We start from the raw sequence: 26137 nt of genomic DNA, 5'->3' as shown, positions 1-26137 counted from the left end.
GCTCGTCTCCTGATTTTGCAATAGCCTAGCGGCTAGGCTGCTTGATATCGAAACGATCCGCGAGCCAGTCCCCGATAATGTCCTGTGCCAGCGTCGGATTGTCGTGCTGGCAATGCTCAGCACCCGTTTCGTCTTCCTCGATGAGGCGCAGGGTTACGTCAACGCCCCCCTTCTTTGCTGCGTCAAAAGTGTGTTGCGCCTGACGGACTCCCAATACATCGAACCCGCCGTGCACAATGAGATAAGGGCAACGAATACGTTCCACCACCCCTTCGAGGGTGAACGCCTCGCCCATTTGCAGCGCCTCGCGCATCGAGCCGGCGCCAAAAACCCATTTAATATGCTCGGCCAGGCCATGAGTTTCATCGGCCTCGCCCCAGATTTCATTGACCGCCCATACCGCCCCATGAGACACGGCCGCGGCCAGGCGCGGCTCAAAAGCGGCTGCGCGGGCGGCGTAATAGCCCCCGAGGCTGGAACCACTGACAGCAATTCGCTTCGCATCAACATCGCCGCGCGCCAGTAGATAATCGATGCACGCACCCACCGGTACTTCGTAGTCGAAGCGATTATGTATCCCATGTTTGCGCAGGGTGGCGCCTTGGCCCGCACCGTCCATAAGCAGGCAGGAAATGCCGCGCTCCAGCGCCCCGCGGCCAACCATGAAATACAGCTCTTCCTTGAAGGAATCGAGCCCTCCGAACCCGATGAGGACAGGCTGCTTGCCGCCGGCGGCTCGAGCACCGGGGCTTTGAATGAAATAGCCATGCAGCACCTGCCCATCCAGATACGGCACCTCGATTTTTTCAATGGGCGGATCAAAGTAGCGTCCGGCGGCCTGAAAGCTTTCTTCGCACTTAAGGAAGGTGGCCAACCGGCGCTCATCGTGTGCGGGCAACCAGAATTCTGCCGAGCGGAACTGGTTGCATGCCTTGAGCCAGTATCGCCTGGCGGTATAGGTGTGCCCCTTGGCCTCGGCCTCGTAGCCGCGCTCAAGGTTCGCCTGGGCAATGACGAGCCATTCCTTGTGCCAGCTTTCCTTGTCGCCGGGCCGCATCCTGCTGGCGGCGAGGAAAGACTCGCTGACGCTTCCCCCGCCCTCTTGAGACTCGCCAAGCGCGCGTCGGAACTGATAGGACAGCCAAGGATGCTCTGGCCAATGCTGCCAGCCATAAGGTTCATAATGCGCCGAGGCGTCGGATGATTTCTGATCTATGAGCTTTTGTTCCGCCATGATTCATGGTTCTCCAAGGTAATGCGCCACCGCCGCTCTAGGCCGCCGCGCCTCCGTCTATAGTGATTGTGGTACCGGTAATGAAAGCCCCCGCATCCGAGGCCAGCAGCAAGGCAGAGCCCACCACGTCTTCGGGTTCCGCAATGCGCTTGATGGCCTGCATCGCAAGGACGCGCTGCACATCCGATTCGTCTGCCAGCTGCGCTGCTGAAAATTCGGTGCGTGTCAGGATCGGCGCCAACGCATTTACGGTGATGCCGTATTCACCCAGCTCGACTGCAAAGGCCCGCGTCATCATGATCTCGGCCGCCTTCGTGATGGCGTACTCGGCCATGCCTCGGCGCGCCTTCTGGCCGGTGGCCGAGCTGATGTTGATGATCCGCCCCCACCCCTGGGCCTTCATGATGCGCGCCGCCGCCAGCGATACCTGGTGATATGCCAGAACATTGGTCTGGAGCAGCTCTGGCAGTTCATCGCGCTCACGATCGAGCATATCGCCGCGCACGGGCTTGGCCCCTGCGCTATTGACAAGGATGTCGAGGCGTCCGAGGCGTGCGTGCGCATCGGCGACCAACTGCTTCCGCCCGGACTCATCGCTGACATCCGCCGTCAGGGCAACGCCCCGCACGCCGCGCCGCTCGATCGCGGCGGCGGTCTGTTCAAGCGGCCCGGAAGAACGGCCGACCACGGCGACATCGGCGCCCGCATCCGCGAACGCCTCTGCTATCGCCCGCCCGATGCCGCGCGAACCGCCGACGATCAGCGCCGCCCGGCCCTTAAGACTGAAGCGGCGAACAAGATCGACATAATGCTGCTCAGATGTTGCCATTACTGCCTCCACGGTATTCATGAGACCTTGAAATCGGCCAGTGCCTTGGCGGAGAGTTCGAACCCGAAGCCCGGCTTGTCCGACAAACGGATATTGCCGTCGACAATGTCGATGGGTTCGGCCATTACAGGCTGCCACCACGGCTGGTATTCCTGCCACACGACGTTAGGGCAGGCGGCCGCCAGGTGGGCCGAATGCTCCATGAACAGGTGCGGCGTCACTTTGACTTCGTGCGCTTCGCATACATGAGCCACTTTCATCCATTCGGTCACCCCGGCCATGCGCATCAAGTCGGGCATGGCATAGTCAGTGGCCCGATGCAGAACCAGATTCAGAATTTCATCTTTCAAGTAATTCGACTCGCCTGTGCACATCGGCATGGCCAGGGCTTCAGTCGCCCGCGCGTAGTCGGCCACCTGTTTGAACGGCATCGGCTCTTCGAGCCAGAACAGGTCGAATTCTTCAAATTTTCGACCCATGCGCAGCGTCTGTTTTAAATCCCATGCCTGGTTGGCGTCGACCATCAGCTTGATGTCCGGGCCAATGGCCTCGCGCACGGCGCGCACACGGGCCACATCCTCGTTCTCGTCGGCAAGACCGGCGCGCATCTTGACCGCCTTGAACCCCTGTTCGACGTAGCTGCTCGCTTCCTTTGCCAGCGCGTCCCGGGAGCGATCCAGCCACAAACCTTGGCTGGCGTAAGCCTCGACTTCGTTGCGAAAACCGCCAAGCAAGCGATAAACAGGCAGGCCTGCCGCCTTGCCCTTGATGTCCCAGCAAGAGGTGTCGATTGCCGACATGGCCGCCGCCGCTACGCCGCGCTGGCCGATGAAACCCACCGCCTTGGAAAGCTTTGACCACAGCGCCTCGGTATCCAGCGCATCATGACCAACAGAGATCTGCCCCAAGTCTTCCATCATGCGCACCAGGCTCGCCACCCGGCCCTTGCCAAATGCAAAGCTCCATGCCGCACCCTGCAAGCCCCCTTCCGTGGTGATCTGCATCATTGCCGTGTCGATTGCCGGGATGGGGAAAGCAGCCGTGATCAGCGGACGCTCAAGCGGAATGGAAAGAAAGTGGGTCTCGACGGACTTTATGATGGTGGAACGGGACATCAATATTCTCCTTGAGCATTTCGACACCCTTGGGCATCGACTCGATATTCAATGCATCAGAAACAGACCTGAGGACGGTTGCGGGTACCGACTACGACGCCCGATCGTCTCCGGCTTCCTGCATGGGTGCTCCTTCCCGCCCTGCACCACCTTCGCCGGCCCCATTTCCAGCCGCCTGGCCCGCGGAGGCTATGTCGGAAGCGCCGGGCTGCTGTGGCTGCCACGGCGCTTTGAACAAGCTATGCGGTGTGGGGTGCACAGTAAGGCCGAGCAGATCGGCACGGTTGTAATGGCCCGCATAATCGTGGATGGAACGTTTGCCGACGGCCACATCAAGATCGAGGTCGGCGATAAGTATGGTTTCCTCGCCGCCGGCCTGGCCGGCCAATAACTCGCCTCCGGGCGACACGATGCAGCTTCCGCCCAGCGTACCTTCCTTGCGAAGCCAGGCCAGGTCGTCGTCGTCGCGTGCAATGCGCTCAATCGTGGCGTCGTCGAGCGTTCCGGCGGCGTTCAGCACATAGCAGCCTCCCTGGTAGGCAATTGCCCGGGACGAATTAAGAATGACATCGCGCATGCGCGGCTGGGTGGGCGAGAAATGGTTGGGCCACAGCGCGGCATGTACGATGGAGTATTGAGCGACGACGCTGAACACGAGCAATGGGTTGGAGTTCTCGGCGCATAACAGGCTGCTGACTGCCCCGAAGCCGGCCCTGGGCAGCTCAAGCCCCTCGCTGCCGCCGCCTGTGTGCACAAGCCGCTCTCCCACCGTCGGGCTGATCTTGCGATGATTGGCGGCGATTGTTCCCTGCGGCGATATGTGCAACGCGCTATTCCACATGGTGCCCGTGGTGTTGGGAAGCTTTTCGCAAATACCCATGACCACCCACACGCCCGCCCGCTTCGCGGCAGCGCACAGGCGATCAGTATCCGGCCCGCCCACCACCACTGAATTGCGGAACAGTTCAGCGGCCATCTCAAGCCCGCGAGCGCTGGTGGCCGCGTGAAAATGGAACCAGATCGGATGGGCCGGGATATAGCCTTCCGGAAACACCACGATCTGGGCGCCCATCGCGCCGGCCTCTTCAATCAGTTCTACCGCCTTGCGAACGGCTCCGTCCCTGTCTAGAAAACTGCCTGCCGACTGGACGACTGCCGCCTTGATATGTCCTAGAGTATCTGCCACGATGGCCTCCTAAGAATTATGCTCAGTGCTTCTTGATCGCTTCGCCTATTTATGCCTGGTCAACCTGCGACCGATACCAATCCAGAATTTCCGATCCTGTCCACATCAGCACGCCCTCATGGCCAAGGATGTAGTCGTATAGCGCTTCCAGGTACTTGATCCGATGCGGCACGCCCGTTAGGAAGGGATGAATCGAGATCGCCATGATTCGGGCGGAATCGGCCCCTTCCATATAGAGACGATCAAATTGATCTCGCCCCCGGCGCAGGATTTCGTCGGACGGCTGCTGCTGAACTGCGCTGATGACCACATCGTTGATTTCAACGGTGTATGGAATCGAGGTCATTCGCCCCGACTTGGTATTGATATGCACGGGCTGGTCATCAAGCACCCAATCGGCCACGTATTCGATCCCGGCCTCGGCCAGCAGGTCGACGGTTTGATCGGTTTCGGTCAGCCCCGGGCTTTCCCAGCCGCGCGGGGGCTTGCCAGTGAGTTCAGTGATGGCTTTGATGGTGTCGGCGATCGCCTTGCGCTCATCCTCGACCGTGTGCATGGGCGTCTGCACGAATCCGTGTCCGATGAAGTCCCAACCGGCCTCGTGAGCGGCTTCGCATGCTTCTTTGTAGACCGAGCAAGCGCTGCCGTTCACGGCAAACGTCGCCTTGAGTTCGCGCTGGCGAAGCGTCTGGAGAAAGCGCGAGAAACCCACACGCATGCCGTACTCATGCCAGGCCCAGTTGGGCACATCGGGCAACAGCGGCTGGCCCATGGGCGGGGGCAAAATCACCCGAGGCATCGGCTTGCCTGGGCGCCAGTTCTCGACATTGACGATTGTCCACACCGCAATCCTGGCATCGCCCGGAAGGCGTAGTGGTGGTCGCTTGTGTATCAGCGTGTACGGAACCCGATCCCGCACACTGTTGCCGATCTGTTCTGCTGCCATGTTGCTATTCTCCGGTGTTGGAAAATGCTACTGCTGCTGCACGCGTACCCGCTTAAAAACCCGAGGAGCCTTCGCCAAGCAAGCGCATGGCGGTGCCGCAGCAGACCTCGTGGTTTTCGTGGCTGGTAAGGCCAGGTATTGACGCGATTGTCTGGTCGGGGTGCTCGTCACCCATATCGAAAGGCGAATCCGTGCCGATGCAGACCCGCTCGGCGCCAACGAGGTCGATGAGGTAGCGCAAGGCTCCTGGATCGAAAACCAGGCTGTCGAAATAAAAGCGGCGGATCAACTCACTGGGCGACGTTTGCGTAAACTGGCGCGCTTCCGGACGGACCTTGTGCCCATGCACGAGGCGTCCAAGCTGGTATGGCGTGAACCCGCCACCGTGGGCAAGGCAGATCTTGAGGTCGGGGAGCTCGTCGAGAACGCCGCTGTACATCAGGTTGGCCACCATGACAGCCGTATCAAGCGGATTGCCGATCAGGTTGGTCAGGTAAAAGGATTCGAGCCCTTTTTTCGCTCCAACGTAATAGGGATGCGCGAAAACGAAAAGGCCAAGATCCTGGGCGCGCTTGAGCACCGGCCGGAACCGCTCTTCGATAAGCTGCGCACCCTCGATCGACGTGCCGATTTCAACCGCCTTGAACCCGTACTCTCGGACAACCCGTTCCATCTCGGCGATCGCGGCATCGACATGCTGCATCGGAATGGTGGCCATTCCGCGCAAGCGCGCCGGATTGGCGGCCACCATGTCGGCCACGCCGTCATTGACCAGCCGTGCCATTTTTTCGGCCAGATCGACGTCAGCCCAGTAATAGAACATCGGAGGCGCGGGAGAAATGACGGAAATATCGATTCCCTTGCGATCCATGGACTCGAGCTTGGCCTCTGGGTCATGGAACTCATCAAACAGCGGATAGATGTACCCCTGTTCGTGAACGACCTTGCGCGCTCCGTCTTGCCCTTCATCGATGCGCGCCAGGAATTCGGACGGAGACTGCGCTATCTGGTCGACGACGCGCCTGGGAACCACATGGCTATGGATATCGATCCGCATATCAGCTATACCTTTTTGATTCAGCGCTATCGTCGTACCAGTCGAAAGTTTCATCGGACAGGTTCACGATGGTGTTTTGCAGCTGTGTGTACTCGTGATAGGCAACCAGGCCGTTCTCACGGCCGATCCCGCTCATCTTGAAGCCGCCCCAGGGTGACGACGGGTCAATGCGGTGGTGGTCATTGATCCAGACGATGCCCGACTCGAGCCTTTGCGCCACCCGATGGCCGCGAGCGATGTCGTGCGTCCAGACACTGGTGGCAAGGCCAAACTGGGTGCCATTGGCGAGCGACACCGCCTCTTCCTCGTCATCAAAAGGAATCACGCACATGACGGGCCCAAAGATTTCTTCCTGGGCAATGCGCATTTGGCCGGCAACATCGGTGAATACCGTCGGCAAATAGTAAAAGCCCTTGTCAAACGCGGCGTCGTCGGGACGACTACCGCCCGCGGCAAGAGTCGCCCCTTCTTCAATTCCGATAGCCACGTATTTTTCAACCAGATCGCGCTGTTTGGCGGAAACCAGAGGCCCCATTTGCGTGGCGGCGTCTTGCGGGTCGCCCAAGCGGATTGCCGAAGTGCGGCGGACGATCTCTGTGACGACCGCATCGTGAATGGATCTGTGAACCAGCAGGCGAGCCCCCTGGACGCAGGTTTGGCCACTGGCGATGAAGGCCGCGAATAAGGCGGCCGAGGCTGCTCGCTGGACATCGACATCGGGAAATACGACTACGGCCGCTTTACCGCCAAGCTCTGCCGCGACGCGGGTAAGATTTCGTCCGGCAAGGGAGGCTATGGTCTTTCCCGTCTCGGTACCACCGGTGACGTCGATCTTTCGGATTCCTGGATGTTCGACCAAGGCCGCGCCCGCAGTGTGCCCGTACCCGGGCACTGCGTTATAAACGCCGGGGGGAACACCAGCCTCAGCCAGTATCTGACCGAGCAGCAGCGGCGTGATCGGAGCCAGCTCACTGGGCTTGACCACCATCGTGTTGCCGGCGGCCATTGCCGGAGCGACTTTTTTTGTCAGGATCAGCAGTGGATGGTTCCAGGGCGTGATCAGCCCGACGACGCCCAGCGCGACGCGGCGTGTGTAATTAAGGTAGTTCTGGCCGAACGGCGGAACGGCCCCTTCCTGGGTGCGCGCCACGGCGCCGAAATAACGGAACCACTCGGGCAGGCGCGCAAGCTGTGCCTGCATTTCCCGGCGCGGCCGGCCGATCTGGTCAATTTCGATTTCAAGCAGCTCGGGAAGGCGCCGGTCTAGAACATCGGCGACCTTATGCATGATGTCGCCACGCTCGGCGCCGGACAGGCTGGACCACGCCCCGAACGCCCGGTCGGCTGCGGCTATGGCTGCGTCGATATCCGTGGAGGCGCCTTCAGCAACTTCGGCAATGATGGCGCCGTTCTTCGGATTCACGACCGGGAAGACCTCCCCCGAGGCCGAAGGGTGATAGTCGCCATCAACGAACATTCCCCAGGTTTTCACGGCGCGGCCCCTACATATTTACCTGCCGACAGTGCCGAAAAAATATCCTGCTGGATTTGTTCAGCCGTCATAACCCAGCCAAAAGCGGTGCGCATGACGTCAAGCCCTGCCGCGTGCAATTCGGGGCCGTCCATGGTGTCGACGCAATCTTCGACAACGACAGAGGCGAAATCCAGCGTGTTGGCTCGCACGGTGGTGGCCAGCACGCAGCTATTGGTGTTGATGCCGGTGAACATCACCATGGTGGCGCCTCGCGCCTTCAGGACAAGTTCCAGGTCGGTGGCCTGGAAGCAGTCGTATCTGCGCTTGGTGTCCAGTATCAGGTCATAGGTTGAATCCAGTATTTCGGGCATGATTTCGCAGCCGGGCCCGCCCTGAATCTGATGACGCTCGACAAGCTTGCGTGTGGCGGTCGGGTTATCGGCACGGGTGCGCCAGAACGGATTCATGCGTATCTCGCATGGATCAATGTATTGCGTAAGCATGTGAATAACCGGCACGTCTGCCGCGCGCGCTGCTGCCAGGAAGGCTGCATTGTTCTGGATGGTGCGCGCCTCGGTGCCGGGCTTGACAGGCATGGTTGCGACAGCGGGATCAAGGTGTCCGCGGTGCATGTCTATCGTAACTACGGCGGGCCGTATAGTGTCGACCCCGAATCGTCGTTCCATGGCTAAGCCTCCTTCGATCTGTATGGTTTAAAGCCTAAGTCAACGATAAGCAACATTCAATATTTTTATTTGTTTTTCCCACTTATTGATATAAATAAGTAGAAACCCCGATCTACCTTGAACCGTAATTTTCATTACTGAATCACAAAGCTTGAACCTTGAATTACTTTGAAATAACAGTGATTTATAGTCTTAACGCTTGGCATGTTCGGCGATCATCCCCTATACTTTTACAATGTGTGCCTCCGTATTTTTGTTAAGATAGCTCCAATTAATTCCCATCTATTGAGACACTATTTTGTCCGCTTCATCACCTGCACAAACCGTCGGCCGCGCGGCCCTTCTGCTCAAGCTGATCGCATCCAGCCAAGCGCGCAATCTGCGTTTGGTGGATATCGCCGAAATCACATCATTGAACAAATCAACGGCGCACCGTTTGCTGCAGCGGCTGGTTCAAGAGCGGCTGCTGGCCCGGGACCCGGCGCACGGCTACCGGCTCGGCCCGCTGCTGTATGAATTGGGGCTCGCGGCACTGCCCGAGACCAACTTGCGCGAGGTTTCGCAAGCTGCTCTGCGCGAACTGGCGAAAGCCACGGGCGACATGGTGTTCCTCGTCGTACGCAGTGGTTTCGATACGTGCTGCCTCGATCGCATCGCGGGCGACTTCCATATCCAGACCATGACACGCACAGAAGGCGACCGCCACCCGATCGGAGCCGGCGCTGCCGGATTGGCCATTCTCGCCGCCCTGAACGACGCAGATATCAAAATCGCCATCAAGGCGGTTGCGCCACGTCTGCACAGCTATCGGCTAACTGAAGAATCGCTGCTCGAAGCCGTGACCCGCACAAGAGAGCGCGGCGGCCTTGCAATCGACGAAGGCAGCGCGGCGCTCGATGTCACAGCCATCGGACGCGTGATCCGTGACCGCTCTCGGGCGCCCTTCGCTTCTGTTCTGGTAGCTTCAATCAGTAACCGCATGAGAGAAAGCCGCCAGAAACAGATAGACAAACAACTGATTGCCTGCACCAACGCCATTGAGCTTGCCTTGCACGGACGAACCTGAACTTTTCGCCAGTTATCCGGCCCCGCCAATCTGCTCATAGCCGTCCAGTGTGATAGATTGTTCGTACTACATCCGCGCACCGCGATCAGCGGCTATGGCCATCTGCGCCGTTTCATGCCTGCTGATTTCATCTTGTACCAACTCTGGGAAAGAACATGGGCATCACCGCAATCATTATTCTTGTCATACTGGCCATCGTGGCCATCTATGTCATCAGCATCTACAACCGGCTCATTGCTCTACGAAACAGGTACAAGAACAGCTTTGCGCAAATTGAAGTGCAGCTCAAACGCCGCTACGACCTGATCCCCAACCTGGTGGAAACAGCCAAGGGCTATTTGGCGCATGAACGAGAAACGCTTGAAGCCGTGGTCGCCGCGCGCGATACTGCGGCCAAGGGCCTGCAGGCGGCCGCCGCCGACCCTGGGAATGCTGCTGCCATGAGCCAATTGGCCGGTGCTGAGGGTGCCTTGGGCAACGCCTTGGGTCGTCTTAATATCGTAATGGAAGCCTACCCCGACCTGAAAGCTTCACAAAATATGCAGCAGCTATCCGAGGAGCTTACCAGCACCGAGAACAAAGTGGCCTTCGCACGCCAGGCGTTCAATGACACCGTAATGGCCTACAACACCTATAAACAGAGTTTCCCGCCAGTACTGGTAGCCGGAGCCTTTGGACATTCCGCAGACGCTTCCCTGCTTGAGTTCGAAGACAGCAAACAGATACAAGCGGCGCCGCAGGTTTCGTTTTAAACGTAGCCACAATGAACTTTTTCGAGCAACAAGAGCGCGCCAAGCACAATACCAGCAAGCTGGTTGTATTAATGTGCCTGGCAGTCATCAGTCTTGTGGCAATTTCATCTGTGGCGGTCGCCGCAATTCTCGCCCTGCTTAATCAGCGCGACCCGAACGCCGCCGTTACAGCAGAAAGTTGGGTCACACAAACGATCACCCTGCTCGACTGGCAACTGGTCGGCGCCATAGCGGTGCTGGTCATCGCAGTCGTAGCAGCCGGCAGCCTTTTCAAGCACTTCCAGTTACGCAGTGGCGGCAAGGCAGTAGCCGAATCGCTTAATGGCCGACCCATCGACCCCGCCACGGCCAATCTTGAAGAACAAAAGGTTCTTAATGTCGTAGAAGAAATGGCAATTGCATCGGGCATTCCTGTTCCACCCGTATACGTGCTGGAAGATGAGGGCATCAACGCGTTTGCCGCCGGGCACACACCGCAGGATGCCGTCATTGGTGTCACCAGGGGCTGCATCCGGCTACTAACGCGCGATGAGCTTCAGGGCGTGGTGGCCCATGAATTCAGCCACATTTTTCATGGCGACATGAGGCTGAACACCAAATTGGTGGCAACGCTGAACGGCATACTGCTTATTGGCCTGGTCGGCTATATTTTGCTGCGCAGCGCCCCGTTCCGACGCAGCAGCGGCTCGAAGGACAACTCGGCACTTATCATGCTTGCCATCGGCATCGTGCTCGTCGTGGTGGGCTTCGCCGGAACATTTTTCGGCAACCTGATCAAATCAGCCGTCAGCCGCCAACGCGAGTTCCTGGCCGATGCGTCATCCGTGCAATTTACCCGGAACCCCGCCGGCATCGCCAACGCCCTCAAGAAAATCGGAGGCAGCCAGGCAGGCTCTCAGGTCGACGCGGCGAACGCGTCCGAATACAGTCATATGTTCTTCAGTCGCGCTATCCGAGGCGCATTCAGCACGTTTATGGCCACGCATCCACCGCTGGAACAGCGCATCCGCCGCGTGCAGCCCGAGTGGGACGGCAGCTTCATATCACCGCAGCCAGAGGCCGCCCCTGAACCAACGCACGACGCTGACCGCTCGAGCGCTGCGCTGGGCGTGCTGCATGCGGCAACCGCAGCCACCCTTGCACACGACCGCACGTCGAGACAAACGACGCTGCTGCCGGCCAACGCCTCACAAGACGCCATCGAAGCCATTGGCCGGCCCGGCGCCAGGCATGTAGCCTATGCGCAGCAAACGATCGCATCTCTTGACCCAGAATTGCGAGAGGCCGCCCACGATATTTATTCCGCGCGGGCGCTGATCTATGGCATGCTGCTGGACACATCCGAACCTGTGCGCTCCAGCCAATTGGCCGCATTGGAACAGACGGCCGAACCCGATGCATATCGATACGTGATCAAGCTGGCGGCCAAGCTCGCCGCACTGGACCCACGCTCGCGCCTGCCCCTGGTTTCATTAGCCCTGCCGGCGCTCAAGCAGTTGTCCAGCGCACAATACAACACGTTCAAAAGTTGCCTTGGCAAACTTATCATGGCCGATAAGCAGATCAGCCTGATGGAGTGGGCGCTGTACCGTATCGTGGTTCACAACATAGAGCCACCGCCGCCTCGTCTGCACAAGTCGACGCTTAACAATTCGCGCCAGCAATGTCAGGTTCTGCTTTCGGCACTCGTGCATGCCGGCCATACGGGCGACGATCAGGCACGCGCTGCGTTCGACACCGCCGCGTCATGCTTGCCAATAAAAGGGCTGGAACTGTTGCCGCGCGATGCCGTGTCGGCCACTGCTCTGGAACCGGCAGTCATCCATTTAAACGAGCTGCCCCCGTCGGACAAACGGCCGCTGATGCAGGCATTAGCGCGAGCCGTCGAACATGACGGATTTGTCACCATCACCCAGGCAGAGCTGCTGCGAGCCATCGCCGATTCGCTGAACTGCCCGCTGCCGCCGTTGCTTGCTGATACAGACCTGAAGCTCTAGACTCCAACTGCGCTTGAATGCATGAAAGCGCCAACCCGCCTGCCCGCCTATCGCGTGCCGGAGGACCTTTATCAGCGTGGCTCCGCAGACAAAGCGTTCGCCCTCTATAAAGCGGGGCCGAGCCGAAAAATTGGTTCAACTCGTTTGAGAGATCGCTACACCTTGCTCGGCAAAGACGTCTTGCACCACCTTCAAGGCTGTCAGTGCGCGCGGGAAGCCGACATACGGAATGAGGTGCATGACACAGCCCACAATCTCATCAGGCGTCAGGCCGGCATTCAGGCCGGTGACCACATGCATGCCAATCTGCGGGGTGCCTTGCGCCACCAAAGCCGAAATTGTCGTAAGCACTTTTTGCTTGTTATCAAGCCCCGGACGGGCGTAAATATCGCCAAACGCAAACTCTACCACCAAGCGGGTAAGGTCTGGAGCCACATCCTTGAAGCTCTCGCCTACTTCCATATGACCCGTCGGGCTGTTTTCGTTCGGCACCGTCAGCTCTTTAAGTTTTTCCAACCCTTTTTGGTAACGATCACTGGGCATATTCATCTCCTATGAATCAGAACATTGCTAAACCATCTTGCCGCTGGCTTGCTCATCATATCCGGTTCAATGGTTGTACTGCTGCATCGAATCGTGCCCCACAATAGCAAACACAGATGAGTTCCTTCATGCCGCCCAAACATTCCAGCAAACCATTCGTTCGGCCGCCGACGGCCCGACGGCCCGCGCCCGCCACTGCACGACTATTGATGCTGAACAAGCCTTTCAATGTACTTACGCAGTTCAGCGACGACCAAGGGCGAGCCACACTTAAAGACTATGTGGATGTTGCCGACGTCTACCCGGCGGGCCGCCTGGACCGTGATAGCGAAGGCTTGCTGCTACTGACCAACGACGGACGCCTACAGGCGCGCATCTCCGACCCCCGCTTTAAAATCCCAAAAACTTATTGGGCTCAGGTCGAGGGTGAACCCACCGTTGAACAATTGCAAAGCCTGCAAATTGGCGTCAAGCTTAATGACGGGCCAACTTTACCCGCGCAAGCGCGTTTGATCGACGAACCCGATATCTGGCCGCGCGATCCGCCAGTGCGCTATCGCAAGGCCATTCCTACATCGTGGCTGGAACTCACCATCCAGGAAGGGCGAAATCGACAAGTAAGGCGTATGACAGCAGCGGTTGGCTTGCCGACACTACGGCTGATCAGGGTGCAGATTGGCCCCTGGCATTTGAATGGCCTGCAGCCGGGCGCGTGGCGCGAGCTTGAGACTCCCTCTTCCATCACCACTTAATGTCACTATGCTTAGCGGGGCATTATTGACAGAAGTTAACAGTTGCGAATTGACATTCCTTGTCTAACGAGGCGAGAATGGCCCCCAATGATAGGGACAGTAAGGGGCATCTGCGTCAACAGACGTCAGTATGCTGTGCACGAGCAGCCTGCCCCGCTACAACTATTTCACGGCGGGATAGCCGTGTTTTTTTAAAATAATGTACGAATCAAAAAATCAGCCCCTGTTGCCGGGCCATCACTTTGCGCACCGTCTTTTCATTCACGTGCTGTACGCACTTCTGGTCTTGGCGATCACAGTCGTAATCGGCGTTGCCGCCCATATCTGGCTGGAACCCATCCACTGGCACGACGCGGTGCTCAATACCGCTCTTATCGTGGGCGGCATTGGTCCGTATATCGTTCCTGCAACCCCCATCGGCAAACTCTTCTTTGCCGGGTACAGCATGTTTGTGGGCCTGGTGTTCGTGGCAACACTGGGCATCATTCTCGCGCCTCTTGCACATCGCATCATTCATAAATTCCATCTGGATGAGGACGAGGCCTAGCGCAACCCTGGTTCCACCCCTATACAGACCAGCAGCCGGTGATCTGGTTTCATGATATTTTCCAATCGGACGGAACGCCATACCGACAAGCCGAAATAGATTTGATTAAACGCCTCAGTGCTGCGCCAAAATAACAAGCGCACTTAGCTGGTCAGTAAGTCTTGTTTGGTGGCCGCAATCTTATGTCCTGCGCTAAATACTTTGCCATCTACTCGATGGAAAGGCCTGCTTCAAAGCCAATGTCACGGCTGATGCAAGAGCGGTGCGCGAGGTGTATTTTCGACAAAGCGCTGCGAGCATCGTTCACAATCAGTAAGCTGGCCAGGGCGCCAGACGCCAGCATCGGATTTATTTTCCATATATCCGATGCTGGTGGCGACATGAGCCACGTTCAAATAAACACGCCTGTCATATTATGGGAGTCTTTGCCATGAAGGTAGTTAAAGCATCTATGATCTCTTTGTCTATCTTGCCCTTGCTTTTAGGTGTGCACGTAGCCCAAGCGGAGAAGGAGCCGCAACACTTGTATGAGGCTGCCCAGGCGAGCCCTGCCTTAAAATCCGCTTTTGAAAAAATCATGGCTCCTGTCGTCAAGGACTCTTCTTGGCTAGGCAGCTACGGTACCACTGCCCCTCCAACGGTAGAAACTCTCGACAACGTCGACTACAACGTCTATTGGGGTTGCAAGCCGCATGATTGCATCAGCGAAAGCTATGTTGTTATGTACGATCCCAAAAGCAAGGATATAGTGGCAGGCGCCTTTGTGCGCAACACTTTTGACGGGCCTAACGTAATAAAAGGCGAGACGACTTGGCTAGGGAAGACCGACTGGGACAAGGCCAAAGTATTAGGGAAGTACTTGTATTAAAGACGGGCGTAATGGTATGAGCTCGAGGTTCGGCGTGCCGTGCAACACTGCACGACTACTGCTTTACTCTTGATCTTCCCAAGGGTTGATTACTTTCACGCCAGCCGCCAGGAAGGGGCTTACGTCCCTTGTAGCCACGCTGAACGTTATCCAGGGCAATCGCCGCTATGACGGCATCAGCCGCCTCGATGCCGCTGCCGGCCTTGCGAGCGGCTGCCAGCACATCGGCATAGGCACGTGTGCAAGCGCCATATCAAACGGCAACACCCGGCCCACAAACACCGGCAACACTTGTTGTTCGATGCTGTCACTAAGCACTGTCCGGCGTTTGCCAACGGGCATCAGGGCAACACCGGCGCGCAGTTCGGCCACGGTCATAGATGCCAGATAAAGCGTTTCCAACGGCTGACGACTCAACCAGCCAATCACCGTTTCACTGGGTACGGCTCGAAATTGCTCCGATATAACGTTTGTATCCAGCAAAATCATTCAAAGCTCGCTGCGCGGGCTGGTGAATGGTCACGGTCAAAAACCGCCATTTCTTCGTCGGTCAATTTCACCTTGCGCCCGATGCTTGCCAGCAAGTCACCCAGCTTTACCCGGCCCTCCGGTTTCACGGCGGTAGCCAATATGTCGCACATCTCGGCTTGCAATGTACGGCCGTTCCGCGCCGCCCTCACCCGGATCGCTCGATGCACCTCTTCCGGCACATTCCTGATCGTTACTGCTCTCATGCCTGCATGCCTCCCATTGATTGCCGTGAAATCAATCATAAAAATTGCATTCAAATATATCAAGCGCTTCACGATCACGTCCCAATTTCTATGGGCTGGTTGCTGGCTTCAAATATAACGATTGCACTCATAATCAGCCTTTGCGCCTGCGGGGACAGCTCACGAAACCAATCTGGATCTAGCCGGGCTGCACATGCCCACCCTACCCGTATATAGCATGCTTCTCACATACCAAGAAAAATGCCATTGACAATGTAAAACACATCATCGATTTAGCTGACTGAAAATTGCTTGTTCTGTCGGCGCTCGCGCTCCTGGTCAGCGATCAATGCCAGCTCGGCATCGCTCATATCCGTCAGCACGTCACGTAGACGCATCGTGCAGGCAATGGGCGGTAGCTCGGACTCGTAGCCAGCAGCGACCATCTCAACCGCGATTTCCTCGGTAAAGAAAAACGGCTCCTTCTTGAACTGCACCCCAAAAGTTGGATATAAATCCAACCTTTGGGGTGCAGTTCATCTGGGTGTCTTGAAGCTGCTTCGTCATTTTATTTTCTCCTTACTATTGGAGGCCCTTCCTGTGATCTATCGCACCCATTCTTGGATGATGCCAAGAGTCCAGGATAAGTTGATGTCGATGCTCTCGAACGATACTTACCGATTGATGGTCACTGCGGCTTACCCGTGGATTCGACCTAGAAAGGCGAACAGGCGGTTTTTTCATCACATTATTGGGTTTGGACGCTCGATAAGCGGCTTTTCATGAGATCGAGCTTAGCATTGTGGGCCAGCGGTCTGTTGAAAACACGGTTCTGAATCTGGTCAGACACCTTACTAATGGGTATGTACGCCATGTTCAGCCCCGACTCCCGCTCGGACGCCTTCTTCTCAACGAAGTCGTAGGGGAAGTTTTCACAGAACTTATGGAAGCCGGAAAACTGAGCAACGTCCTTCGTAAACCGGAAGCCATCCGGCGTGAGGCGCGAGCGTCGCGGATGGTAACCTTCAGGAGTTCTGCTACCTGCTTAATGGTAAGGAACTCGTCGTCGTGGCTTGTAGACATGGCGGCACCTGCTCTGCAGTGTGTCAAATTGGTTCATAATAGTACAAAATTTTCAAGGGTGCGATCCCTGCATATTGTTCAATGAGAGAAAAACTTAGGAGGCTCAGGGAAACTTGAACGGCCGCTACCAAACGGAGAGCCGACATGGGCAAGAAAACACTGAAGACGCGGTTGCAGATAGCCGAGCCGGTCGCGTGATGCGCGGTGGCTCCGTAGTCGAGCTGAACGCGGACGATGTGCTGGCCAAGGCCATAGCCGCCGGTGGCTATCCACTACCACCGGCACAGCGCGAATGGGTTGATACCCCGGCAGTCGGCCGCGAATTGTTGGTCGAGGACTTGCAAAGCGCAGAAGCCATACGTGCGTATCTGGCCCATGCCGAGGCCACCAGCGACGCGGCCTACGAAATCGCCGCCCAGGCGAAGATCAGATACGAGATTGAATAGCAGAAAGCGGTCATCTGGCCGCCGTCGTACTTACTGCCGGGCTGGGTAAGATGATAAGAATAATAATCTTCTTATTATTATTCTTATCCGTTCCGCCGGGCTACGCTTGGGGCAAAGATCGGCGAATCGCCTCCAGGGCTTTGCAGAAGTCATTCCGAGTCGCACGGCCTGTTTCGGCCTGGCGTACACCACCATGAAAGCGTTCGCCAGCAAAATCATTCAAAGCTCGCTGCGCGGGCTGGTGAATGGTCACGGTCAAAAACCGCCATTTCTTCGTCGGTCAATTTCACCTTGCGCCCGATGCTTGCCAGCAAGTCACCCAGCTTTACCCGGCCCTCCGGTTTCACGGCGGTAGCCAATATGTCGCACATCTCGGCTTGCAATGTACGGCCGTTCCGCGCCGCCCTCACCCGGATCGCTCGATGCACCTCTTCCGGCACATTCCTGATCGTTACTGCTCTCATGCCTGCATGCCTCCCATTGATTGCCGTGAAATCAATCATAAAAATTGCATTCAAATATATCAAGCGCTTCACGATCACGTCCCAATTTCTATGGGCTGGTTGCTGGCTTCAAATATAACGATTGCACTCATAATCAGCCTTTGCGCCTGCGGGGACAGCTCACGAAACCAATCTGGATCTAGCCGGGCTGCACATGCCCACCCTACCCGTATATAGCATGCTTCTCACATACCAAGAAAAATGCCATTGACAATGTAAAACACATCATCAATGACATTAATTTTATTAAACAAAATCAATAAGTTATTAAGAAGAATCACTCCCACTCAATCGTCGCCGGCGGTTTGCTTGACACGTCGTAGGTCACCCTATTTATACCGCGCACCTCATTGATGATGCGCGAGGACACTTTCTTCAGCAGGGAATATGGCAATTCAGCCCAGTCAGCTGTCATGAAATCAGAGGTTTGCACGGCGCGCAGGGCCACTACATAGTCGTAGGTTCGGCCGTCGCCCATGACACCCACCGATTTAACCGGCAGGAAGACCGCAAACGCCTGTGAGGTAAGGTCGTACCAGTTCTTGCCGCTGACAGGGTCTTCGGCGCGGCGCAACTCTTCGATGAAGATGGCATCGGCTTTGCGCAGCAAATCGGCGTATTCGTGCTTGACTTCGCCCAGAATGCGCACGCCCAGGCCCGGACCCGGGAACGGGTGTCGATAGACCATGGCGGGAGGCAGGCCCAAGGCAACGCCCAGCTTGCGCACTTCGTCCTTGAAGAGCTCACGCAGCGGCTCGAGCAGCTTGAGGTTGAGGGTATCGGGCAAACCACCGACGTTATGGTGCGACTTTATGGCAACGGCCTTGCCGGTCTTGGCGCCGGCCGATTCAATGACATCGGGATAGATAGTTCCCTGGGCGAGCCAGCGGGCATTGCCCAGCTTGCCGGCCTCGGCTTGGAAGACTTCGACGAATTCCCTGCCGATGGTTTTGCGCTTCTGCTCGGGGTCAGCAACGCCCGCAAGTTTGCCCATGAACTGTTCGGTGGCATCGATGTGAATGATCTTCATGCCGAAATGGTCGCCAAAGGTGTTCATGACCTGGTCGGCTTCGTTCAAACGCAAGAGCCCGTGGTCAACGAAGACGCAGGTAAGCTGGTCGCCGATGGCTTTATGGATTAACGCGGCGGCCACGGAAGAATCAACACCACCCGACAAACCCAATATGACTTCATCGTCGCCGACTTGGGCGCGGATGGCGGCCACGGCTTCGTCGACATAATCGGGCATGTTCCAGTCGCCGGCACAACCGCAGATTTCATGGACGAAGCGCGATATCAAGGCCTGGCCTTGAGTTGTGTGGGTAACCTCGGGGTGAAACTGCACGCCGTAGAAATTTCGATCTTCGTCGGCCATGCCGGCGATCGGGCAAGATTCTGTGGACGCCATCAGCTTGAAGCCGGCAGGCAGCTCGGTGACTTTGTCGCCGTGGCTCATCCACACCTTGAGCATGCCGTGGCCTTCGGTGGTGGCGAAGTCTTCGATGCCGTCAAGCAAGCGGGTGTGGCCGCGCGCGCGCACTTCGGCGTAGCCGTACTCGCGCTTGTCTGACCACTCTACTTCGCCGCCAAGCTGCAAGGCCATGACTTGCATGCCATAGCAAATACCCAAGACGGGTACGCCCGCTTCGAATACCGCAGTCGGCGCGCTTAATGAGCCGTCGCTATAGGCCGAGGCGTGACTGCCCGACAATATGATGCCGCGCAGGTTTTCCTGACCCTTAATGAAACCATCATCGACATCGCCTGGATGAATTTCGCAATAGACGCCCGCCTCGCGCACGCGTCGCGCGATCAATTGAGTGACTTGCGAACCGTAATCAAGTATGAGGATTTTCTGATGCATGATGGTTGGCTTATTTGAAGCGCCACCCGAAGGTGGCGCGAAGTGTGCAATATAACGAGGCGGAATCAATCAGCTCGGTAGTTGGGTGCTTCTTTGGTGATCTGCACGTCGTGCACGTGAGATTCGCGCACGCCGGCGGAAGTGATTTCGACAAACTGTGCCTTGCTGCGCATTTCACTGATGGATTTGCAACCGCAATAGCCCATGGAGGCGCGGATACCGCCAACCAGTTGGTAGATGATGGCGATGACGCTGCCCTTGTAGGGCACGCGGCCCTCGATGCCCTCGGGCACGAGCTTGTCGGCGTTGTTGGCCGGGTCTTGAAAGTAGCGGTCGGCCGAGCCGTCGCTCATCGCGCCGACGCTGCCCATGCCGCGATACGATTTGTACGAACGCCCCTGGTACAACACGACGTCGCCGGGAGACTCTTCGGTGCCGGCGAACATGCCGCCCATCATGCAGGTGGATGCGCCCGCCGCCAAGGCCTTGGAGACGTCGCCGGAATAGCGGATGCCGCCGTCGGCGATCAGCGGCACGCCTGTGCCTTCGAGGGCCTGTGCAACGTCGGAAATGGCGGTGATCTGCGGAACCCCCACGCCCGCGACGATACGCGTGGTGCAGATGGAGCCCGGGCCGATGCCCACCTTCACCGCGTCGGCGCCGGCGTCGACCAACGCCCGCGCGGCTTCGGCCGTGGCGATGTTGCCGCCGATGACCTGGATGCGCGGATATTGTTTCTTGACCCAGCGAACACGTTCGATCACGCCAGCGGAATGGCCGTGCGCGGTATCGACGACGATGACGTCTACGCCGGCGGCGGCAAGTTTCTCGGCGCGTTCTTCAGTGCCCTCGCCCACCCCGACGGCCGCGCCCACGCGCAACTGCCCTTGGCCGTCTTTGGAAGCGATGGGATGCTCGGTGTTCTTGACGATGTCTTTCACCGTTGCAAGGCCGCGCAATTCAAACTTGCTGTTGACGATCAGCACACGCTCGAGGCGGTGCTTGTGCATCAGGGCCTGGGCTTCGTCAAGTGTGCCGCTTTCATCCATGGTGATCAGACGCTCTTGCGGCGTCATGATGTCGCGCAAGGAAACGTCGAGACGATCTTCGAAACGAAGATCGCGATTGGTGACGATGCCGACCAGTTTTCCGGCTTCGACCACCGGCAGGCCCGAGATGCCATGCTGGCGTTGCAACGCGATGGCATCACGCACCTTCATGGTGGGCGTGACGGTTACCGGATCGATGACAATGCCGAATTCATGGCGCTTGACGCGAGCCACTTCCCGGGCCTGTTCGTCGGCACTGAGGTTTTTATGGATGATGCCGATACCGCCTTCTTGGGCCATGGCGATAGCCAGGCGCGCTTCGGTAACGGTGTCCATGGCCGCCGAGACCAGGGGGATGTTGAGCGTGATGTCGCGTGTGAACTGCGTAAGCAGAGAAGTGTCGCGAGGCAAGACCTCGGAATAGGCAGGAACCAACAACACATCGTCGAAGGTCAGTGCTTTTTTGATGAGCCGCATTCTCGAAAACTCCGTGCACAAAGCAAGATTATACGCCTATCCCAACCACACCCTGGCGTTGCGGAACATCCGCATCCACGGGCTGGCATCGCCACCGGCGTCGTTCGCTCCCCAACGCTCAGGATGCCAGGACATCATCACATTGCGGGTTACGCGCTCGGGATGAGGCATCATTACGGTGAAGCGGCCGTCGTCGGTGGTGACGCCGGCCAGGCCATCCGGACTGCCGTTGGGGTTATAAGGATAGACCTCGGTACGCCCGCCCAGGTTGTCGACATAATGCAAGGCCGACGCCACACGGGTCTGGTCTCCTTGCATCTGGAAATCGGCAAAGCCTTCGCCATGGGCCACAGCAATGGGCACCCGGGTTCCCGCCATGTCTTTCAGAAATAGCGAGGGCGAATCGGCAATTTCAACCATGGAAAGCCGCGCCTCATATTTTTCAGACAGGTTACGCGTGAAGCGCGGCCAATGCGAGGCGCCCGGAATCATGTCGGCCAGCGTGGCCATCATCTGGCAGCCATTGCATACGCCCAGGGCGAAGGTGTCGGCGCGCTGAAAATACTTGGCGAACTGGTCGGACAAACGTGAATTGAAGCGAATCGTGCGCGCCCAGCCCTCGCCGGCGCCCAGCACATCGCCGTAGCTGAAGCCGCCCACAGCCACCAGGCCCTGCACACTTTCAAGGGTGACGCGACCCGACAGCAGGTCGGTCATGTGGACATCCCACGCTTCGAAGCCCGCCTTGTCGAATGCCCAAGCCATCTCTACTTGGCTGTTGCAGCCCTGCTCACGCAAAATGGCCACGCGCGGGCGCTTGCCCGTGGCGATATAGGGCGCGGCGACATCCTCTTGCGGGTCGAAATTGACCACCGGCGTAAAGCCCGGGTCGTCAGCGTTCGTCCAGACATCGAACTCGGCCTGAGCGCAGGCGGGGTTGTCGCGCAGCGCCATGATACGGCGGCTCACTTCGCTCCATTGCTGGGCCAGTTCGGTGCGCGGACGGGCATAGATGCATTTGCCGTCGCGATACACCTGGATTTCGTCCTGCTTGTTCAAGCTGCCGATCACGTGCGAGTGCACCGACAAGCCCACCTCGCGCAGCGTCTGCATGACCGCGTCGCGCTGGGCCAGCGGCACTTGCAACACGGCGCCCGCCTCCTCGGCAAACAACGCCTTGAGGGTAAGCTCGTCGCGCTGCACCGCCACCTGGTCTGGACGGATCTTGTAGTCGCCCCAATCGGCCGCGTGCGGGTCGATGGTAAGCATATCGAGGTTGAGCGACACCCCTACCCGGCCCGCAAACGCCATTTCGCACACGGTCGCCAACAAACCGCCGTCGGAACGGTCGTGATACGCAAGCACATGGCCTTGCTCGGCCAGCTTGCGCACCACGCTGAAAAAGGCCGCCATCATGGCCGCATCGTCGATATCGGGGATGGTGTCGCCGGTTTGATTGAACACCTGAGCCAGCACCGAACCGCCCAGGCGGTTACGCCCCTGGCCCAGGTCGATAAGAATCAGGGCCGAGTCGCCCGCGTCGGTACGAAGCTGGGGCGTCAGGGTGGCCCTCACGTCGGTTACCGGGGCAAAGGCCGTCACAATCAGCGATACCGGCGATATCACGTCGCGTGTGCCGTCCTGCTCCTGCCAAGTGGTGCGCATCGAAAGCGAATCCTTGCCGACGGGAATGGACAGCTCGAGCGCCTGGCACCATTGGCTTACAGCCGAAACGGTGTCATATAACGCGGCATCCTGGCCTTCCACGCCGCAAGCCGCCATCCAGTTGGCGGAAAGCTTGATGTCTTTAAGCGAGCCCACGTCGGCCGCAACCAGGTTGGTCAGGGCCTCGGCCACCGCCATGCGGCCCGAGGCCGGACCATCAATAACCGCCAGGGGCGTGCGTTCGCCCATGGCCATGGCTTCGCCGCGCACGCCTTCGAAATCGGCCAATGTGACGGCGCAGTCGGCCACCGGCACCTGCCACGGCCCGACCATTTGGTCGCGGCTGGTCAGCCCGCCCACGCTGCGGTCTCCTATGGTGATGAGGAAGGTCTTGTTGGCGACGGTGGGATGGCGCAATACGCGCTCTATGGCGTCTTCAAGCGGAAGGCCGACGATGTCCACGGGCGCGTGCTGCAGGGGCAGCCGCTTCACGTCGCGCGTCATGCGCGGAGGCTTGCCCAGGATGACATCGATCGGCACGTCAACCGGTCGCGGCTCTTGTACTGGCTGGCCGGCCGGGGCTTGCGCGACGCCGGGCAGGTCTTCGCCCAAAGTAACTCTTAGCTGGCGCTCTTCGGTTGCAACGCCCACCACAGCGTAGGGGCAGCGCTCTCGGTCGGCAATGGCGGCGAAGCGCTCCAGGTCTTCGGGCTGTATGGCCAGAACATAGCGCTCTTGGGCCTCGTTGCTCCAGATTTCCGCGGCCGACATGCCGGATTCCTCCAGATGGACCTGGGTCAGTTCAAAGATGGCGCCGCGCCCCGCATCGTTGACCAACTCGGGAAAGGCATTGGATAGCCCGCCCGCACCAACGTCGTGGATGGCAACGATGGGGTTGCCCTCGCCCTGTTGCCAGCAGCGGTCGATGACCTCTTGGGCGCGTCGCTCGATTTCGGGGTTGCCGCGCTGCACGGAATCAAAATCCAGCTCGGCGCTATTGGCCCCGACGCTCATGCTGGAAGCCGCCCCTCCACCCATGCCGATGCGCATTCCGGGGCCGCCCAATTGCACAAGCAATGCTCCGGGGGGGATAGGGTCTTTGTGGGTAAGCCGCTGGTCGATGGCGCCCAAGCCGCCCGCGATCATGATGGGCTTGTGATAGCCCCAGCGCGAACCGGCCGCCGTTTGTTCATAGCTGCGGAAATAGCCCAGCAAATTGGGCCTGCCGAATTCATTATTGAAAGCTGCGCCGCCTATCGGCCCTTCAATCATGATGTCCAGGGGGCTGGCGATACGATCCGGCAAGCCGTGAGAGTCAGCTTCCCATGGCTCTATTGCGTCGGCAAAACGCAGGTTGGACACGGTAAAACCAGTAAGGCCGGCCTTGGGCTTGGAACCGCGCCCGGTCGCGCCCTCGTCGCGAATCTCGCCGCCCGCCCCAGTGGCTGCACCGGGAAACGGGGCGATGGCGGTCGGATGATTATGGGTTTCCACCTTCATCAGTGTGTGCATGACAACGTCATGACCCGCGTAGACAGCGGCGTCCTGATCACCCTTGGACGCCGCACCGGCATGGAATACACGCGCTGGGCCGCCGGCCATGACGGCGGCGTTGTCCGAATAGGCGACGATGGTGCCTTCCGGCTGGGCGGCGTGGGTGGCGCGTATCATGCCGAACAAGGTATTGGGCTGCACGGCGCCGTCTATGATCCAGTCGGCATTGAAGATTTTGTGGCGGCAATGCTCGCTGTTGGCCTGCGCGAACATCATCAGCTCAACATCGGTGGGATTACGCTGCAATTGGCGGAAGGAAGCGTCGAGGTATTCGACTTCATCGTCGGAAAGCGCCAGGCCCAAGCTGCGGTTGGCCTCTTCAAGGGCCTGAAGGCCCTGGCCCATGACGTCAATTGTCTGCATGGCCTTGCCGGGCAAGGATGCAAACAGCGCGGCGCCGTCGAAACTCTCGTCCACCACGGTTTCAGTCATGCGATCGTGCAAGCACGCAGCTATCTGCTCAAGCTGGGCTGCGTCGAGGGACTGGCTGCCCAGCAGGCTGCGTTTGGGCTTGACGGTGTAGCGAATGCCGCGCTCGATGCGTCTTACCTTGGTTAGGCCGCAATTATGGGCAATGTCGGTGGCCTTGCTGGCCCACGGAGACACCGTACCCAAGCGGGGAATGACGCGCAGCGTAAGCGCGTGGCGATCTTCTTTTTGCGGTGAAACCGGCACTCCGTAGTCAAGCAGCGTCGCCAACGTGTCTTGTTCGGCCGCTTCAAGGGCGGATTCAACCCAGGCAAAATGCTCGTAACGCCCTTGGATATCGGCGACCGGCAGATCCAGCTCGGCAAATCGTTTTAAAAGACGCTCGCGGCGAAACGGCGACAAGACCAGGGAACCGGGGAAATGCTGGATGGAAGTCACGATAGGAGGGGCACAAATGGGCGGAAGTAAGGGGAATCCCCTATTTTAGCGAGTTACGGGAGAGACGGTTGCGTTCTGGCTGGCGACGCGGCCTATAAGCTTCTCAGAGTTGTGGCGGAGGGTGCTTGGAGGTGCTTGCGTGGGGGGTTGTGCTGGGGTTCTTAAGCGCCACCGGCGGCGCTTGCGTATGGTCGCTGCCCACGCTTGGATAGGAGTTTGGCCGCGAATGCGTCGGCGTTCGCATCGGCGCCTGGTGCGGCGTCTTGCCTATCAAGTCCCGCCTTCCACCTCTGGGTAATGAATCTCGAGGATATCCAGTTCGTCGATGCCCGCAGGGGTGCGCAGCGTGACGGTATCGCCCTCGCGTGCCTTGGTGATGGCCCGGGCTACCGGTGATATCCAGCTTATGCGGCCTTGCAGCGGTTCGGCTTCGTCCACGCCGACGATGGTTACACGGTACTCTTCGCCGCCTTTGTCGGAATACACCACCGTGGCGCCAAAAAATATCTGGTCTTTATTGGGTTGCAGCGACGGTTCGACCACTTCGGCCATTTCCAGCCGCTTGGTAAGAAAGCGAATGCGGCGGTCGATCTCGCGCAAGCGTTTCTTGCCGTACAGATAATCGCCGTTTTCGGAACGGTCGCCGTTGGACGCCGCCCACGAGACAACCTGCACCACAGAAGGCCGCTCTTCGTTCATCAGGTGCTCGAGCTCAGCGCGCAGCCGGGCGTAGCCCTGAGTGGTCATGTAGTTCTTGGCGCCGGCAGGCAGCGGAGGCGCCTCCGGGCCCAGATCGTCGTCATCGTCGTGGTCCGACTCTTTGACAAAGGCTTTGCTCATGGATGTCAGGAAAAGGAAATATGT

The 26137-nt window shown here is 58.5% G+C and carries 24 protein-coding genes and 1 pseudogene; 7 read left to right on the top strand and 18 right to left on the bottom strand.

Translation table 11 applies throughout. The features are described from left to right. Positions 1–25 precede the first annotated feature (25 nt). The 8 genes from ACIY1O_RS00480 to ACIY1O_RS00445 all read right to left on the bottom strand — a co-directional run bounded on the left by ACIY1O_RS00480 (position 26) and on the right by ACIY1O_RS00445 (position 8527). Positions 26–1234, bottom strand: a complete 1209-nt coding sequence (locus ACIY1O_RS00480; protein ID WP_397473094.1) for an alpha/beta hydrolase family protein — start codon at positions 1232–1234, stop codon at positions 26–28. 37 nt (positions 1235–1271) lie between these two features. Then, positions 1272–2063: an SDR family NAD(P)-dependent oxidoreductase gene (locus ACIY1O_RS00475; RefSeq protein WP_397473093.1), complete on the bottom strand. Its 792-nt coding sequence runs from the start codon at positions 2061–2063 to the stop codon at positions 1272–1274. 17 nt (positions 2064–2080) lie between these two features. Next, entirely contained in the window at positions 2081–3178 is a 1098-nt protein-coding gene (locus tag ACIY1O_RS00470) for a mandelate racemase/muconate lactonizing enzyme family protein (RefSeq protein ID WP_397473092.1), read from the bottom strand. Between the two features lie 91 nt (positions 3179–3269). Beyond that, entirely contained in the window at positions 3270–4364 is a 1095-nt protein-coding gene (locus ACIY1O_RS00465) for a carbon-nitrogen hydrolase family protein (protein WP_397473091.1), read from the bottom strand. A gap of 49 nt (positions 4365–4413) precedes the next feature. After that, the gene (locus tag ACIY1O_RS00460) at positions 4414–5310 is read right to left on the bottom strand and encodes a polysaccharide deacetylase family protein (RefSeq protein ID WP_397473090.1); all 897 of its coding nucleotides are present in this window, start codon (positions 5308–5310) and stop codon (positions 4414–4416) included. Between the two features lie 52 nt (positions 5311–5362). Beyond that, positions 5363–6367 (bottom strand): amidohydrolase family protein, encoded by a 1005-nt coding sequence (locus tag ACIY1O_RS00455; RefSeq protein ID WP_397473089.1) that lies wholly within the window; start codon positions 6365–6367, stop codon positions 5363–5365. 1 nt (position 6368) lies between these two features. Further along, entirely contained in the window at positions 6369–7859 is a 1491-nt protein-coding gene (locus ACIY1O_RS00450; RefSeq protein ID WP_397473088.1) for an aldehyde dehydrogenase, read from the bottom strand. Then, a complete protein-coding gene (locus tag ACIY1O_RS00445) occupies positions 7856–8527 on the bottom strand; it encodes a cysteine hydrolase family protein (RefSeq protein ID WP_397473087.1) in 672 nt (223 codons plus the stop codon). The genes ACIY1O_RS00450 and ACIY1O_RS00445 overlap by 4 nt, the downstream gene beginning before the upstream one ends. Before the next feature lie 298 nt (positions 8528–8825). On the opposite strand from ACIY1O_RS00445, the gene ACIY1O_RS00440 reads away from it, so the two are divergent. From ACIY1O_RS00440 to ACIY1O_RS00430, 3 genes are all read left to right on the top strand, one after another. Continuing rightward, positions 8826–9593, top strand: coding sequence for an IclR family transcriptional regulator (locus ACIY1O_RS00440; RefSeq protein WP_397473086.1), 768 nt, complete (start codon positions 8826–8828; stop codon positions 9591–9593). Between the two features lie 155 nt (positions 9594–9748). Beyond that, a complete protein-coding gene (locus tag ACIY1O_RS00435) occupies positions 9749–10345 on the top strand; it encodes a LemA family protein (protein ID WP_397473085.1) in 597 nt (198 codons plus the stop codon). 11 nt (positions 10346–10356) lie between these two features. Then, complete coding sequence (locus tag ACIY1O_RS00430) at positions 10357–12342, top strand: M48 family metallopeptidase (protein ID WP_397473084.1); 1986 nt, start codon at positions 10357–10359, stop codon at positions 12340–12342. A gap of 135 nt (positions 12343–12477) precedes the next feature. Here ACIY1O_RS00430 and ACIY1O_RS00425 read toward each other — a convergent pair whose 3' ends face one another. Next, positions 12478–12885, bottom strand: a complete 408-nt coding sequence (locus ACIY1O_RS00425) for a carboxymuconolactone decarboxylase family protein (protein WP_397473083.1) — start codon at positions 12883–12885, stop codon at positions 12478–12480. 128 nt (positions 12886–13013) lie between these two features. Here ACIY1O_RS00425 and ACIY1O_RS00420 point away from each other — a divergent pair, with 128 nt between their 5' ends. The 3 genes from ACIY1O_RS00420 to ACIY1O_RS00410 all read left to right on the top strand — a co-directional run bounded on the left by ACIY1O_RS00420 (position 13014) and on the right by ACIY1O_RS00410 (position 15052). Next, the gene (locus ACIY1O_RS00420; protein ID WP_487047364.1) at positions 13014–13637 is read left to right on the top strand and encodes a pseudouridine synthase; all 624 of its coding nucleotides are present in this window, start codon (positions 13014–13016) and stop codon (positions 13635–13637) included. A gap of 199 nt (positions 13638–13836) precedes the next feature. After that, positions 13837–14184, top strand: a complete 348-nt coding sequence (locus ACIY1O_RS00415; protein ID WP_397473082.1) for a two pore domain potassium channel family protein — start codon at positions 13837–13839, stop codon at positions 14182–14184. Between the two features lie 430 nt (positions 14185–14614). Then, positions 14615–15052 carry an Ivy family c-type lysozyme inhibitor gene (locus ACIY1O_RS00410; protein ID WP_397473081.1) on the top strand — a complete coding sequence of 146 codons (438 nt, stop codon included), beginning with the start codon at positions 14615–14617 and terminating at the stop codon, positions 15050–15052. A 63-nt stretch (positions 15053–15115) separates the two neighbouring features. Here ACIY1O_RS00410 and ACIY1O_RS00405 read toward each other — a convergent pair. From ACIY1O_RS00405 to ACIY1O_RS00395, 3 genes and pseudogenes are all read right to left on the bottom strand, one after another. Next, positions 15116–15541, bottom strand: a pseudogene (locus tag ACIY1O_RS00405) (PIN domain-containing protein). After that, on the bottom strand, positions 15538–15858 hold the full coding sequence (locus tag ACIY1O_RS00400; RefSeq protein WP_397473078.1) for a FitA-like ribbon-helix-helix domain-containing protein: 321 nt from the start codon (positions 15856–15858) through the stop codon (positions 15538–15540). The pseudogene ACIY1O_RS00405 and the gene ACIY1O_RS00400 overlap by 4 nt, the downstream one beginning before the upstream one ends. A 200-nt stretch (positions 15859–16058) precedes the next feature. Then, complete coding sequence (locus ACIY1O_RS00395) at positions 16059–16286, bottom strand: hypothetical protein (protein ID WP_487047363.1); 228 nt, start codon at positions 16284–16286, stop codon at positions 16059–16061. Positions 16287–17042: 756 nt separating this feature from the next. Here ACIY1O_RS00395 and ACIY1O_RS00390 point away from each other — a divergent pair. Then, positions 17043–17294 (top strand): hypothetical protein, encoded by a 252-nt coding sequence (locus tag ACIY1O_RS00390; protein ID WP_397473080.1) that lies wholly within the window; start codon positions 17043–17045, stop codon positions 17292–17294. Positions 17295–17394: 100 nt separating this feature from the next. On the opposite strand, the gene ACIY1O_RS00385 is transcribed toward ACIY1O_RS00390, so the two are convergent. The 6 genes from ACIY1O_RS00385 to greB form a co-directional block, all read right to left on the bottom strand. Next, on the bottom strand, positions 17395–17547 hold the full coding sequence (locus ACIY1O_RS00385) for a type I toxin-antitoxin system ptaRNA1 family toxin (protein ID WP_397473079.1): 153 nt from the start codon (positions 17545–17547) through the stop codon (positions 17395–17397). After that, the gene (locus tag ACIY1O_RS00380; RefSeq protein ID WP_397473078.1) at positions 17510–17830 is read right to left on the bottom strand and encodes a FitA-like ribbon-helix-helix domain-containing protein; all 321 of its coding nucleotides are present in this window, start codon (positions 17828–17830) and stop codon (positions 17510–17512) included. Before ACIY1O_RS00380 ends, ACIY1O_RS00385 begins: the two co-directional genes overlap by 38 nt. A 244-nt stretch (positions 17831–18074) precedes the next feature. After that, positions 18075–19661 (bottom strand): glutamine-hydrolyzing GMP synthase, encoded by a 1587-nt coding sequence (guaA, locus tag ACIY1O_RS00375; RefSeq protein ID WP_397473077.1) that lies wholly within the window; start codon positions 19659–19661, stop codon positions 18075–18077. A 65-nt stretch (positions 19662–19726) separates the two neighbouring features. After that, entirely contained in the window at positions 19727–21187 is a 1461-nt protein-coding gene (guaB, locus tag ACIY1O_RS00370) for an IMP dehydrogenase (RefSeq protein ID WP_397473076.1), read from the bottom strand. 36 nt (positions 21188–21223) lie between these two features. Beyond that, positions 21224–25273 (bottom strand): phosphoribosylformylglycinamidine synthase, encoded by a 4050-nt coding sequence (gene purL / locus ACIY1O_RS00365; protein WP_397473075.1) that lies wholly within the window; start codon positions 25271–25273, stop codon positions 21224–21226. Positions 25274–25543: 270 nt separating this feature from the next. After that, positions 25544–26113, bottom strand: a complete 570-nt coding sequence (gene greB / locus ACIY1O_RS00360; RefSeq protein WP_397473074.1) for a transcription elongation factor GreB — start codon at positions 26111–26113, stop codon at positions 25544–25546. Positions 26114–26137: the final 24 nt, after the last annotated feature.

This window comes from Pusillimonas sp. (genome assembly GCF_044464525.1).
GTDB lineage: Bacteria > Pseudomonadota > Gammaproteobacteria > Burkholderiales > Burkholderiaceae_B > Pusillimonas.
Note: the sequence above shows the minus strand (reverse complement) of the source record. Positions and strands in the feature narration are given on the sequence as shown.